This window comes from Delftia sp., from assembly GCF_059499305.1.
Window position 1 is genome coordinate 125710 of sequence record NZ_JCABYI010000032.1, and the last position, 12779, is coordinate 138488.

Below are 12779 nucleotides of genomic sequence, written 5' to 3' on the forward strand. Positions count from 1 at the left end.
TGGTTTACAGAAGTGTTGGGTTGGGAGCGTCCCCGTACACTGCCTTGGGATCGAACGTCTTTGCAGATTCTGTGTAGATTAGGTCTGTGTCAGCTTGACCCCGCGCGCCCACTGGCACTTGCCGGTAGAAGCATGAACGGTAGCCAACGTGGCAACTGGCACCAGAGCCTGACACGCGCACGCGCATCCAAATCGCATCCTGATCGTCGTCGATGCGCATTTCCTCGACAACCTGTACCAAGCCACTGGTTGCCCCCTTGTGCCAGAGCTTCTTGCGTGATCGGCTCCAGTAGTGCGCCTCTCTGGTCTGGATGGTCTTCTCCAAGGCTTCGCGGTTCATATAGCCCAGCATCAGGACTTCGCCGTCGTCCGCTGCGGTCGTCACACAGGCAATCAAGCCATCGCCGTCGAACTTCGGAGCCAGTTCTCTCCCTTCTTCGACTTGCTCAATGGATGTCCTGGGATGCAGCCTCACTTGGGCTGGATCCGTATCGGTTTGATGGTTCATAGATGTTCCTTGGGATATATCAAGAATCGCTGCGGCGGTGCTCGCACGGATTCTTCGTGCAGCGGCCATACAGGATGTGGGAATGCTCGACCACCTTGAATCCATGTTCCGCAGCGATCCATTTCTGTTGCTGCTCGATGGCCTCGTCGTGGAATTCCTGCACACGGCCACAGGAAGTACAAACCAGGTGGTCGTGGTGCATGCCGTCATCCAGCTCATAGACGGCCCGGCCTGACTCGAAGTGCGCCTGCTTGAGCAGGCCGGCTTGTTGCAACTGGGTGAGCACGCGGTACACCGTGGCCAAGCCGACGTCGTGACCGCTCTCGAACAGCAGGCGATACACCTCTTCGGCCGTCAAATGCCGCACCTTCGTCCTCTGAAAGAGTTCGAGAATTTGCAGGCGAGGCAGCGTGGCCTTGAGGCCACGGCTTCTGAGTTCGCGTGAATCAGGCATAGGATGCTTCTCCAGTGGTTTCCCTTGACCGCGATTCCAGAAACCGAACTGCCGCGCCTTTCGGTTTTCCAGTGAGGGCTTCATCCCGAACGGCACAGCAACCTCGAATCACTGTGTGAATGGGCCAGCCCGTGACCGTCCGGCCGTCATACGGCGTCCAGCCGCTGACGCTGGCGATCCAGTCATTGCGGATGACGCGGCGTGCTCGCAAATCGACGATGCTGAAATCGGCGTCGTAACCCACCGCGATGCGTCCCTTGCCCTCGATGCCGAAGATGCGGGCTGGCCCTGCACTGGTCAAATCCACCAGCCGTTGCAGACTCAAGCGCCCGGCATGCACATGGTCGAGCATCACGGGCAGCAGCGTCTGCACGCCTGTCATCCCGCTGGGAGATTCGGGGTAAGGCCGCGCTTTCTCAGCCAGCGTGTGGGGCGCATGGTCGCTGCCGATGACATCGACAAGACCATTGCGGATCGCCTGCCATAGCGCATCCTGATGGTGCTGTTCACGCACGGGCGGATTCATCTGCGCCAGGCTGCCCAGGCGTTGATAGCATTCGGGCGCTTGCAAGCTCAGGTGGTGCGGCGTGACTTCCACCGTGACACGATGCTTGCGACCCGCCAGGAACGCCATTTCCTCGGCGGTGGAGACATGCAGGACATGCAGGCGCCGCCCACATTCCTCGGCCAGCCGCACGATGCGCTGTGTCGCCATCAACGCGCTGTCCACATCGCGCCAGACGAGGTGCTGGCGCACGTCCGCGCTGTCCACGGCGATGTGTTTGCGCTCGCGCAGCCGGGCTTCGTCCTCGGCATGCACGGCCAGTCGCCTGAGTCCATGACGCAGGATGCGGCGCAGCACTTCATCGTCATCCGCCAGCAGGTCGCCAAAGGAACTGCCCATGAAGACCTTGACGCCAGCGCAGCCCGGTAGTTTCTCCAATTTGGCCAGTTGCTCCGCATTCACGGCAGAGCCGCCAACATAGAAAGCGTGATCGCACCATGCGCGGCCACGGGCGGCATCCAGCTTGGCTTGCAGGTCAGCCGCGCTCAAGGTCAGCGGGGCCGTGTTCGGCATCTCGAAAATGGCGGTGACGCCGCCCAGCACCGCGCCGCGCGTGCCTGCCTCCAGGTTTTCCTTGTGCATCAGGCCCGGTTCACGGAAATGCACCTGGCTGTCGATGACGCCGGGCAGCACGTGCAGGCCAGTGGCGTCCAGTGTGGTCTCGGCACTCCATGTACCGCAAAGATCGCCCAGCGCAACGATCTGGCCGTGCGCGCAGGCCACGTCGATGTGCTCGGCCCCGCTGGGCGTCATGACGGTTGCACCCCGTACCAGAAGATCGGCGTGTCGGCCGGCCGACGGCGTGATAGCGTGGCTGGTGCCGTTCATGAGACGGCCTCCAGCGCATTGGCCGCAGCCTCGCTTGATGTGTGCCTCCTGTTCAAACGAGCGCACAAGCGGCGTTGCGCCTCGCTACGTGCAGCGGTGTCCGGCGCTTGCGACTCCCGCAGCAACAGTGCCACGGCATCCATCAAGGGCAACACGCCCAGGTCTTGCCCGTCCCGGCTGCGGATGGCAATGGAGCCTGTGTCGCGCTCCTTGGCCCCGGCGACCAGCAGAAAGGGGATACGCTGCAAAGTCTGCTCGCGGATCTTGTAGCTAATCTTCTCGTTGCGCACATCGGCTTCGCAGCGCAGCCCTGCACCTCGCAGAAGCTGCGCAACATCCTGCACGTAGGTGGCATGCTCCTCGGTGATCGACAACACCATCACCTGCATCGGTGCCAACCAGGCCGGGAGCTTGCCCGCGTGGTGCTCGATCAGAATGCCGGTAAAACGCTCCAGCGAACCGAACAATGCACGGTGCAGCATGACCGGGCGCTTGCGCTGGCCGTCTTCATCGACATATTCGATGCCGAAGCGTTCAGGCAGGTTCATGTCCACCTGGAGGGTTCCGCACTGCCAGTCGCGGCCGATGGCATCACGCAGCACGAATTCGAGCTTGGGGCCGTAGAAGGCGCCTTCGCCTGGATTGAGGCGGTAGGCCAGCCCCATGCCGTCCAGCGCCCGAACCAGCGCGCCTTCGAGCAAGTCCCACGTCGCCTCATCGCCCATGCGGTTCTCGGGCCGGGTCGAGAGCTTGATGCGCACATCCTCGAAGCCGAACTGACGGTAGATGTCGAGCACCAGGGCCACGACCTCGCGGCACTCGGTGTCCATCTGCTGCGGTGTGCAGTAGATGTGGGCGTCGTCCTGCGTGAAGTGGCGCACACGCAGCAGTCCGTGCAGCGCGCCGGAAGGTTCGTAGCGATGCACCTTGCCGAACTCGCCCATGCGGATTGGTAGGTCGCGGTAGCTTTTGAGGCCGTGGCGATACAGCAGTACGCTGCCGGGACAGTTCATGGGCTTGAGCGCGAGGGCGCGGCCATCCTCGGTCTCGGTGGTGAACATGTGGTCACGGTAGTTCTGCCAGTGGCCGGAGATTTCCCACAGGCTGCGATCCATCACGTCGGGCGAATTCACCTCCACATAGCCCGCGTCCTGCTGGCGGCGGCGCATGTAGGCGATCAACTCCTGGAAAACGGCCCAACCGCGCGGATGCCAGAACACGGCACCGGGCGCATCTTCCTGGAAATGGAACAGATCCAGTTCGCGGCCCAGCTTGCGGTGGTCGCGCTTCTCGGCCTCTTCGATCCGCTGGAGATAGGCATCGAGCTGCTTCCTGTCGGCCCAGGCCGTGCCGTAGATGCGCTGGAGCTGTTCGTTCCTGGCATCGCCGCGCCAGTAGGCGCCGGCCAGCTTGGTGAGCTTGAACGCCTTGAGAAAGCGTGTATTGGGCACATGCGGCCCACGGCACATGTCCACGTATTCCTGGTGGAAATACATGCCCATTTGCTGTTCGTCCGGCATGTCCTTGATCAGCCGCAGCTTGTAGTCCTCGCCGCGCCGCCTGAATATCTCCATGACCTCATAGCGCGGCAGCACGCGCTTGATGACGTCGTAGTTCTGCGCGATCAGTTCCTTCATGCGCGCTTCTATGGCGGCTAGGTCTTCAGGCGTGAAGGGACGTTGGTAGGCGATGTCGTAGTAGAAGCCGTCTTCGATGACCGGACCGATGACCATCTTCGCGCTTGGGTAGAGCTGCTTGACGGCATGGCCGACCAGGTGCGCGCAGGAGTGCCGTATGATTTCCAGCCCTTCCTCATCCTGGGGTGTGATGATCTGCAAGGTCGCATCTTGGGCTATCAGGTCGCACGCATCGACGAGCCGCCCATCGAGCTTGCCCGCCACGGTGTTCCTGGCCAGACCAGAGCTGATGGCCTGTGCTACCCCCAGCACGGAAACCGGATGACCCAATGTACGGCGGCTGCCATCCGGCAGCGTGACCACCACAGAGGCGGAAGCGGAGCCCGGGAGCGCATTCATAGCGCCTCCACCACCGAAGGCGTTAGGCGCATGAAGCCCTCGGCATACTCGATGTTGCGCGCTGCCGTGATGCCGATGTTGCGCTTGGCTTGCACGCCGCGTTGCTGGGCCACGCGCGTGTAGTAGTGCCACAGGTGTTCCTGCCCGGCCATGCACTCGATGGCGCGGCGCTTGGTGTCCCACACGTCGGTGATGTCCAGGAGGGTGTTCGGCTCCCAGCCGCATTGCTCAGGCTGGTGAGGCTCGAATGCATAGACAGGCGGTGCGCCAAGAATCTTTTGGCCTGGGTTGTGGCCTTCGGCCTGGGCGATGACACGCGCCTCCTGGGTCACGTGCATGGCCAGCGGGTGATCGAAGTTGTAGGGGTCTTTGACCGAATGGCTCAACACGAAGGCTGGTTGCAGCGTGCGGTACAGGTCAACCAGACGGAACAAGGTGTCGTCGTTCACGCGCATCGGATAGTCGCCAATGTCCCAAAACTCCACCTCACCGCCGAGGATATCGGCGGCGCGCTGCGCTTCGTCCCGGCGCGCGGCCTTGACCTTCTCCAGTGTCATGCCGGACTGGCGCCAGAGCTTGGCCGATTCGCCCCGTTCGCCATAGGACAGGCAGACGATCTTGACCTTCCACCCCTGTTTGGCATGGCTGGCGATGGCACCGCCCGCGCGCCATACGAAGTCGGCGGAATGGGCACTGACCACAAGGGCACTCTGAGGTTGAGACATGGATGCTGTCCTTTTTTCTGAATGGTTAGAACTCGTTCTGGATGGCCTTGTAGCCAAGTACCAGCTCGTTGTTGGTGCGCGCCACGTCTTCGGAGAACTCGCTGGCGGCGGCAGGCACTTGCGGCAGCAAGGGAAGATCAGTGTCCGGGCCAATGCGCTCGGTCGAGCGCACATAGAAGCCCGCAGGCAGATGCACACCATCGACCACGGCGTTGTAGCGAACCACGCAGCCGTCATCGACCTTGCAGTTGAACAGCACGCTGTTGAAGCCGATGAAGACGCCGTTGCCGATGGCGCAGGGGCCATGCACGATGGCGCGATGGGCAATGGAAGTGCGCTGCCCGATGCGCACGCTGGCACCGGACTTGGAATGGATCACCACGCCGTCCTGGATGTTGGAGTGGGCACCGATCACGATGGGGTCGATGTGCCCATCGGCATCCATCTCATCCGCACGGATGACCGCATAAGGGCCGATGAACACGTTTTCCTCGACGACCACGAGGCCGCACAGGATGGCGGTCGGATCGACGAAGGCGCTGGGATGAATCTGTGGCAGGTCGCCGCGTGGGTTCTTGCGGATCATGGTGGGTTGGGCTGTGATGTTGTTGGTTGGGCGGGTGGCACGGGGTCATGCCCGCCTGGGTGCAGCGGATGGCAGCGCAGCACGCGCCGCAGTGCCAGCCAACCTCCCTTGACGGCCCCATGCGTTTGCAAGGCTTCGACGGCGTACTGCGAGCAAGTGGGGTGGAACCGGCAGCGCGGGCCGAGCATCGGGCTGATGAACAACTGGTAGCCGCGTACCAGCAGCACCAGCATGCGGGCAGGCCAGCGCGTCATGCCAGTTCCTTTCCTTTGGGGCGAACCACCATGCCTTTAAGCGTGTCTTCCACGATGAAGCCGGCTGCCTCCAGTTCGCCCCGCAGCGCATCGGCGCGGGCAAATTCCCGGCGCTCCCGTGCTTGCTGGCGCTCGTCCAACAGTTCTCGGACACGGTGGGCATTGACCGTCCGCGCCCAGTCCGATGGCGCAAGCGCCTCCATTGCCATGCTCGGAGTCTGCTGCAACAAGCCGATCACACCGGCTGAAGCCAGCAGGCGCGACTTGGCCTGTGCCCGCGCCGTGTCCGTCGCCGCTTCGTCAAGCTTCGTGCGCAGCGCGTGCAGGCGGGTCAGTGCCCCAGGGACATTGAGGTCGTTGCGCAGTGCCTCCAGCACCTGTGCATCGGGGGTGGTGTCTGCCAACGCAGAAACGTGTTCGACTTTCGCCAGGCTGGCATAGAAGCGCGTCAGCGCCTGTCGCGCCGCCGCCAGGCGTTGGGCGCCCCAGTCCAGCGGCCGGCGGTAGTGGGTGGACAGCAGCGCCAGGCGGATGGCTTCGCCTGGCGCCTGTTGCAGCAAGTCTCGCACCAGCAGCACGTTGCCCAGCGACTTGGACATCTTTTGCCCTTCCACCGTGACGAAGCTGTTGTGTACCCAGGTGCGGCAGTAGAGCGCGCCGTGGGCGCAGGTGCCCTGGGCGACTTCGTTCTCGTGGTGCGGGAAGATCAGATCCTGCCCGCCGCCGTGGATGTCGATGGTGTGGCCCAGGTGTTGGCCGATCATGGCCGAGCATTCGATATGCCAGCCAGGGCGGCCCCGGCCCCAGGGGCTGTCCCAGCCGGGCTGCTCCGGCATCGAGGGCTTCCAGAGAACGAAGTCCATCGGATCGCGCTTGTAGGGCGCCACCTCCACGCGGGCGCCGGCCAGCATGTCCTCAGTGCGCCGCCCCGAGAGCTGCCCATAGGCCGGATACGACGGCACATGGAACAGCACATGCCCTTGTTCGGCGTAGGCGTGGCCCCGCGCCATCAGTTTCCGGATCAGGTCGATGATCGCGGGAATGTGCTCGGTGACGCGCGGCTCCAGGTCGGGTGTCAGCACCCCCAGCGCCCGCATATCCTCGTGGTAAGCGTCGATGTAGCGGCCGGTGATGGTGCCGATGGGCACCCCATCGGTGGCCGCCGCCGCGTTGATCTTGTCGTCCACGTCAGTGAAGTTGCGGGCATAGACCACCTCGCGGTAGTCCTGCCGGAGCAGCCGGGCCAGCACGTCGAACACCACGGCAGGCCGCGCGTTGCCGATGTGGGCGAAGTTGTAGACCGTGGGGCCGCACACGTACATCGTCACCCGGTCGGGCTGCCCGGTGTGCAAGGGTTCTTTCTTGCGAACGAGCGTGTTGTAAAGCTGGATGGGCGGGTTCATGCGGTCGGCTCTCCCGCTTGTGGCAGCGCCTGCCTCAGCGCCTCGAACGTGCGCTCAACCACCTCCCGGTCAACGTCCTGGGTGATGAAGACCAGGCGCGAGCGGCGGTCTTCGCTCGGCCAGGCGGGCAATGGCACGGGCGGATGGAAGATGTGCTGCACGCCATGCACGACGATCGGCTGCGCGCTGCCCTCCACGTTGAGGATGCCTTTCACGCGAAGGATGTTGCTGCCCACGAAGGCCATGAGCAGTTCTAGCCAGTTGGTCAGTACCTCGTCGGGTATCGGGTCATCGACGTGGAAGCAGAACGCGCGGATGTGGTCATCGTGGCGGTTCACGTCGTGATGGTCGTGCGCGTGACCGTCATCGTGCTCATGATGGCCGTGCGACTCGTGCGCGGTGTGGTCGTGGCTCTGATGTTCGTGCTTGTGGTGATCGTGTGCGTGTTCATGCGCCGGCGCATAGGCTTCCTCTCGCAGCCAGCGCACCACGTCGGGGGTCTTGCCGTCCGCAGAGAACAGTCCGAGATTCAGCACCTTCTGCGGTGCGATTTCGCCGCCCCGTACCTCCCAGCGCGGGGCGGCCGGGTTGATTCTGTCGAGCCGGCGCAGCAGCGCTTGGCGCTGCTCGTCCGAGACCAGATCGACCTTGGTCAGCAGCAGCGCGTCGGCCACGGCCGCCTGCTTGACGGCTTCCGGGTGCTGGTCGAGGGTGTGCATGCCTGTGGCCATGTCCACGGTCGTGACGATGCCATCGAGCCGGTACTTCGGCGCGATTTGCGGATGGGTCATCAGCGTGTGGATGATCGGTGACGGATCGGCCAGGCCGGTGGTCTCGATCAGCACGCGGCGAAACTGCCGCTGGCCGTTACGCGAGAAGCGCCAGGTGATGTCGCGCAGGGTTTTGACCAGATCGCCGCGGATGGAGCAGCACAGGCAACCGCTGCTCATTTCCATCACCAGGTTTTCGGTGCTGTGGGCGACCAGCAGGTGGTCAAGCGCCATTTCGCCGAACTCGTTGATGATGACCAGTGCATCGGCCAGCTCAGGTTGGCGCACCAGGTGGTTGAGCACGGTGGTCTTGCCGCTGCCAAGGAACCCCGTCAGCAGAGTGACGGGGATCAGGCTGGGTCCGGATTCGGTGGTCATCCGCGAACTCCTTCAGGCATCGGAGCCGCCCAGGCCACTGCATCGTGCGGGTGCAGGCTCTCCAGGTGTCGGACATGGACGCGGGGATTGGCGTGGCAGCTCAATGCAGCCTCGATACGCCGTGCCGCGTCTTCGACGAACATCAGGTTCTGGCCGTTGAGTGCCGCGAACGCCTGCTCGTCGGCTCGCTTGACCGCCGTTTGAACGGGCGTACCCACGGCCTGCTCGATGCGGTCGATTAGTGCCAGCAGACCGAGTGTGTCGCCGTCGCCATTCACATCTACAGCGACTTCGGCCTCGCTGCGTTGACTGTGGGGAGTGGCCAGCGTGGCATGCTGATGCAGCCAGGCCGCCACGTCGGCCTTCTCCACTTTGGGCTGCCGGCCGAAGGCTTTCAGAAAGCTCTGTTCGATGATCTGCCGCGACAACGCCGCCGAGCAGGGGCAGGTCGATGAATAGCCCGCCGTGACCTGCACGCGGCACTTGAACGTGCCATGGATGAGCGACGCATCCATACAAACGGGATAGGACTTCCATCCAGACAGCCCCCGCGTGACCAGAGCCGGACGCCGAACCAGCAGCGCGAACTTCAGGCGCAGCCGCGCACTGCGGGTCTCGCAGTCCTGATGGCTGTCGATCATGGCCAGCAGCAGATGTCGCAGGCCTGCAGGCGACAGCGTCTCTCCCTGCCCCAAGGCGTCGAGCAACCGGTACAGGCGGGACATGTGGATGCCCTTGACATGTGGGGCCGGCAAATCGACCTGCACATCGGCGCGCGCATGCAGTTCGCGCCGGCAGTGCGGCTCTGCCACCGTGATGGGAAGATCGATGCCCTGCATGCCGACCCATGCCAGCGGACTGAGGCTGGGGGCAATGTCGGTCAGTGAAACGTCGGGAAGCGCTGCATTCATGCTCAAAATCCAGTGGGGGTGCGCCCCCACCCGGTTCAGAGCATGGGGAGCACGGTCAAGTCAGTGCCAGTCGGGGAACGGGTTGTGCCAAGTCGTCCACGCCTTCGGGCCTTGGGCCATTTCTTCGTCGGTCAGCAGACAGGCATCGAAGCGTGCGCGCAACGCCGCTTCGTCCATGTCCATGCCGATCAGCACCAGCTCCTGTCGGGCATCGCCCACACGCTCGTCCCACTTGGTGCGGATCAGAGTGACGGATTCGGGGTCTTGCGGCCAGCGTTCCTGCGGCACCGCAGCCCACCAGTAGCCAGCAGGGCCGTGCCGGGCCACCGCACCCGCCTGCGACCAGTTGCCCGCCAGCGTCGGATCGCTGGCCAACCAGAAGAAGCCCTTGGAGCGCACCACGCCGGGCCATTCGCTTTCCACCCAATCGAAGAAGCGCTGCGGATGAAATGGCCTGCGTGCCCGATAGACGAAATTGCGGATGCCGTATTCCTCGGTCTCCGGCGTGTGCGTGCCGCGCAGTTCTTGCAGCCAGCCGGGCGCCTTGGAAGCTTCGTCAAAGTCGAACAGGCCGGTATCCAGCACGCGCTCAAGCCGCACTTGGCCGAACGCCGCAATCTCGATTCGTGCGCGTGGATTGAGGCTGCGCAGGATCGCCATCAGCCGCTCGCGCTCTTCGTCCGTGATGAGGTCGGTCTTGTTGAGCACGATCACGTCACAGAACTCGATCTGGTCGATCAGCAAATCCACCACCGTGCGCTGGTCTTCCTCGCCCAGCGACTCGCCGCGTGAGCGAATGCTGTCGCGCGAGCTGTAGTCGCGCAGGAAGTTGAAAGCGTCGACCACCGTCACCATCGTGTCGAGCCGAGCCACGTCGCCCAGGCTGCGGCCATCCTCGCCCGCAAAGGTGAAGGTCTCGGCCACGGGCAGCGGCTCCGAGATGCCGGTGGATTCGATCACGAGTTGGTCGAAGCGGCCTTCCTTGGCAAGCCGATCCACCTCCACCAGCAAATCTTCACGCAAGGTGCAGCAGATGCAGCCGTTGCTCATCTCCACCAGCTTTTCGTCTGTGCGCGAGAGTTCGGCACCGCCGTCGCGCACCAGTGTGGCATCAATGTTGACCTCGCTCATGTCGTTGACGATGACCGCGACTCGCCGACCCTCACGGTTGTTCAGGATGTGGTTGAGCAACGTGGTCTTGCCCGCACCGAGGAAGCCGGAGAGGACGGTGACGGGGAGCTTGTTGGATGCGGAAGGAGCTAAGGATTTCATCGTGTCTATGTCTTTCAATACGAGGTTCAGGACGCACTCAACGTTGCGCGGCGCATTTGCCGCACAGGCCGCGCAGTTCGATGGTGGATTCGCGCAGCGAGAACGCACTCTCCTTGACCCACGCTCCCAAGCTGCGCCCGAGTGAGCGGTCAACGAATTCATCGACATGACCACATTTGTCGCAAATGGCAAAAGCCGTCGGGCCGTGTTGGCAGCCTGAAGCACGGGTGCAACTGACATAGGCATTGAGACTTTCCAGTCGATGCACCAGCCCGTCCTGAATCAAACGCTCCAGCGCCCTGTACACCTGGGTAGGCGCGCTGAAACCCTGCCCGCGCAGTTGGTCGAGCAGGTTGTAGGCACTGAGAGGGGCTTGAGCCTGTTTCAGCGTCGAAAGGACACGTTGCTGGTTGGCGGTCAATTCCACAGTGACTCCTGAAAGTTTCAAGTAATGTTATAACATAACATTCGCTTTCCGTGAATACGCTAGGCAACGTATTCAGCACTGATGCGTGTTTTGCAAAACTCGGCTCCACGACTTTGGCCCTGTCGTCAAAGGGTCCATTTGCAGAAAGTGAGATACAGCCATGGCAAGCACAGGAAGCGTCAGCGCATGGGATGAAGCATTGCTCGTCGCAATGATTCAATACCCTGTTCCCGTCATCAAAGGCCCTGAGGACATTCAGGTGCAGGTTGACCAGATCTGCCGCACGGTGGCCAGCACGAAGGCTGGCTATCCGGACCTTGACCTGATCGTGTTCCCCGAATACTCGACGCAAGGGCTCAACACTGCAATCTGGACCTACGATGAGATGCTGTTGTCCGTCGACAGCCCCGAAGTCGGGCGCTTCAAACAAGCCTGCAAGCAAGCGAACGTATGGGGCGTGTTCTCGGTGATGGAGCCCAACGAAGATCCCAGCAACCCCCCCTACAACACCGCGATCATCATCAATGCGGACGGTGAGCTGGCACTGCACTATCGCAAGCTGCAGCCGTGGGTTCCCATTGAACCCTGGTCGCCAGGCAACTTCGGCATGCCGGTGTGTGATGGTCCCAAGGGAGCAAAGCTGGCCGTGTGCATTTGCCACGACGGAATGTTCCCCGAGCTGGCACGCGAGGCGGCCTACAAGGGTGCCAATGTCTACATTCGCATCTCGGGCTACTCGACCCAAGTCAACGACCAGTGGATCTGGACCAACCGCACCAATGCCTGGCAGAACCTGATGTACACCCTGGCGGTGAACCTCGCGGGCTACGACGGGGTCTTCTACTACTTCGGCGAAGGTACGGTCTGCAACTACGATGGCAACGTGGTTCAGCAAGGCCATCGCAACCCGTGGGAGATCGTCACAGCCGAGCTATTCCCGCGCCTCGTGGACAAGGCCCGTGAGCACTGGGCCTTGGAGAACAACATCTTCAACCTGGGTTGCCGCGCCTATGTCGGCAAGCCAGGCGGCGAGAGGGCCAACTACCTGACATGGGTGGAAGACCTGGCTAACGGCCAGTACAAGCTGCCCTGGGATGACAAGGTGAAGATCCGGGATGGTTGGAAGTACTACCCGGATGGCGTCAAGCTGGGGCCCATGCCGAAGTAGCCCGGAGATTTCGGAGCGGCTTGCCAACTCTACTTCTTCCGGTGGGGGCTCGTGGATGTTCCGCGGGGCTGCGAGCGAGGATCTCGGAGTCAAGGAGATGAGTGAGCCCTCCAATCGGCGTCAGCCTACAGACGCCGCAGAGTGCTGCACAGCTGCTTGCATATTAAGCGGTGGACTATCAACATTGCCGTGACGCTGATCCCGCACATGCTGGGGGCGTCTATCGCTGACGACCGGGATTCAGGAAGGGGGGCGCGGGCAGGGCCGAGCTTCCAAAGCCAAGCTGACGATGCGGGTTTTCGCCGGCAGTCATCCCTCGAACGCGCAGCCCCAAGCTGCGCGTTCTTTGTTCTGGATAGGGGGCGGTGGAATGGACTTTGACGATGAAACAAGTCCGTTATTCTTCGGCAGTCTTCACCGCCACAGCGCGATCCGGCTTGCTTTCTCCAAGCTCTTATGTGGCTCCTAGCCCACAACGCCGTATCACAGCAGGC

General features: G+C 62.7%; 13 protein-coding genes. 1 reads left to right on the forward strand and 12 read right to left on the reverse strand.

The features are described 5' to 3' along the window. Positions 1 to 4: 4 nt before the first annotated feature. From hisI to AC5I49_RS22800, 12 genes are read right to left on the reverse strand one after another with little or no spacing between them, the layout of a single operon-like run. Positions 5 to 508, reverse strand: coding sequence for a phosphoribosyl-AMP cyclohydrolase (hisI, locus tag AC5I49_RS22745; RefSeq protein ID WP_016452746.1), 504 nt, complete (start codon positions 506 to 508; stop codon positions 5 to 7). Positions 509 to 527: 19 nt separating this feature from the next. Next, entirely contained in the window at positions 528 to 962 is a 435-nt protein-coding gene (gene fur / locus AC5I49_RS22750; protein WP_016452745.1) for a ferric iron uptake transcriptional regulator, read from the reverse strand. Beyond that, entirely contained in the window at positions 955 to 2355 is a 1401-nt protein-coding gene (locus AC5I49_RS22755; protein ID WP_016452744.1) for a dihydroorotase, read from the reverse strand. The genes fur and AC5I49_RS22755 overlap by 8 nt, the downstream gene beginning before the upstream one ends. After that, a complete protein-coding gene (thrS, locus tag AC5I49_RS22760; protein ID WP_016452743.1) occupies positions 2352 to 4391 on the reverse strand; it encodes a threonine--tRNA ligase in 2040 nt (679 codons plus the stop codon). The genes AC5I49_RS22755 and thrS overlap by 4 nt, the downstream gene beginning before the upstream one ends. After that, positions 4388 to 5116: a PIG-L deacetylase family protein gene (locus AC5I49_RS22765; protein WP_016452742.1), complete on the reverse strand. Its 729-nt coding sequence runs from the start codon at positions 5114 to 5116 to the stop codon at positions 4388 to 4390. The genes thrS and AC5I49_RS22765 overlap by 4 nt, the downstream gene beginning before the upstream one ends. Before the next feature lie 25 nt (positions 5117 to 5141). Then, positions 5142 to 5702, reverse strand: a complete 561-nt coding sequence (locus tag AC5I49_RS22770; RefSeq protein ID WP_016452741.1) for a gamma carbonic anhydrase family protein — start codon at positions 5700 to 5702, stop codon at positions 5142 to 5144. After that, a complete protein-coding gene (gene yidD, locus AC5I49_RS22775; RefSeq protein ID WP_016452740.1) occupies positions 5699 to 5956 on the reverse strand; it encodes a membrane protein insertion efficiency factor YidD in 258 nt (85 codons plus the stop codon). Before yidD ends, AC5I49_RS22770 begins: the two co-directional genes overlap by 4 nt. Next, positions 5953 to 7359 carry a cysteine--tRNA ligase gene (gene cysS, locus AC5I49_RS22780; protein WP_016452739.1) on the reverse strand — a complete coding sequence of 469 codons (1407 nt, stop codon included), beginning with the start codon at positions 7357 to 7359 and terminating at the stop codon, positions 5953 to 5955. The genes yidD and cysS overlap by 4 nt, the downstream gene beginning before the upstream one ends. After that, positions 7356 to 8507 carry a CobW family GTP-binding protein gene (locus tag AC5I49_RS22785; protein WP_160853275.1) on the reverse strand — a complete coding sequence of 384 codons (1152 nt, stop codon included), beginning with the start codon at positions 8505 to 8507 and terminating at the stop codon, positions 7356 to 7358. The genes cysS and AC5I49_RS22785 overlap by 4 nt, the downstream gene beginning before the upstream one ends. Further along, on the reverse strand, positions 8504 to 9418 hold the full coding sequence (gene folE2, locus AC5I49_RS22790; RefSeq protein WP_016452737.1) for a GTP cyclohydrolase FolE2: 915 nt from the start codon (positions 9416 to 9418) through the stop codon (positions 8504 to 8506). Before folE2 ends, AC5I49_RS22785 begins: the two co-directional genes overlap by 4 nt. A 60-nt stretch (positions 9419 to 9478) precedes the next feature. Further along, positions 9479 to 10690, reverse strand: a complete 1212-nt coding sequence (gene zigA, locus AC5I49_RS22795) for a zinc metallochaperone GTPase ZigA (protein ID WP_016452736.1) — start codon at positions 10688 to 10690, stop codon at positions 9479 to 9481. A gap of 37 nt (positions 10691 to 10727) precedes the next feature. Then, a complete protein-coding gene (locus AC5I49_RS22800) occupies positions 10728 to 11117 on the reverse strand; it encodes a Fur family transcriptional regulator (protein ID WP_016452735.1) in 390 nt (129 codons plus the stop codon). 160 nt (positions 11118 to 11277) lie between these two features. Here AC5I49_RS22800 and AC5I49_RS22805 point away from each other — a divergent pair, with 160 nt between their 5' ends. After that, positions 11278 to 12285 carry a formamidase gene (locus AC5I49_RS22805; RefSeq protein ID WP_016452734.1) on the forward strand — a complete coding sequence of 336 codons (1008 nt, stop codon included), beginning with the start codon at positions 11278 to 11280 and terminating at the stop codon, positions 12283 to 12285. Positions 12286 to 12779: the final 494 nt, after the last annotated feature.

Bases quoted from the DNA above. Each gene is read 5' to 3' on its own strand.
- hisI (WP_016452746.1), bottom strand. From the start codon at position 508: ATGAACCATCAAACCGATACGGATCCAGCCCAAGTGAGGCTGCATCCC.
- fur (WP_016452745.1), bottom strand. From the start codon at position 962: ATGCCTGATTCACGCGAACTCAGAAGCCGTGGCCTCAAGGCCACGCTG.
- AC5I49_RS22755 (WP_016452744.1), bottom strand. From the start codon at position 2,355: ATGAACGGCACCAGCCACGCTATCACGCCGTCGGCCGGCCGACACGCC.
- thrS (WP_016452743.1), bottom strand. From the start codon at position 4,391: ATGAATGCGCTCCCGGGCTCCGCTTCCGCCTCTGTGGTGGTCACGCTG.
- AC5I49_RS22765 (WP_016452742.1), bottom strand. From the start codon at position 5,116: ATGTCTCAACCTCAGAGTGCCCTTGTGGTCAGTGCCCATTCCGCCGAC.
- AC5I49_RS22770 (WP_016452741.1), bottom strand. From the start codon at position 5,702: ATGATCCGCAAGAACCCACGCGGCGACCTGCCACAGATTCATCCCAGC.
- yidD (WP_016452740.1), bottom strand. From the start codon at position 5,956: ATGACGCGCTGGCCTGCCCGCATGCTGGTGCTGCTGGTACGCGGCTAC.
- cysS (WP_016452739.1), bottom strand. From the start codon at position 7,359: ATGAACCCGCCCATCCAGCTTTACAACACGCTCGTTCGCAAGAAAGAA.
- AC5I49_RS22785 (WP_160853275.1), bottom strand. From the start codon at position 8,507: ATGACCACCGAATCCGGACCCAGCCTGATCCCCGTCACTCTGCTGACG.
- folE2 (WP_016452737.1), bottom strand. From the start codon at position 9,418: ATGAATGCAGCGCTTCCCGACGTTTCACTGACCGACATTGCCCCCAGC.
- zigA (WP_016452736.1), bottom strand. From the start codon at position 10,690: ATGAAATCCTTAGCTCCTTCCGCATCCAACAAGCTCCCCGTCACCGTC.
- AC5I49_RS22805 (WP_016452734.1), top strand. From the start codon at position 11,278: ATGGCAAGCACAGGAAGCGTCAGCGCATGGGATGAAGCATTGCTCGTC.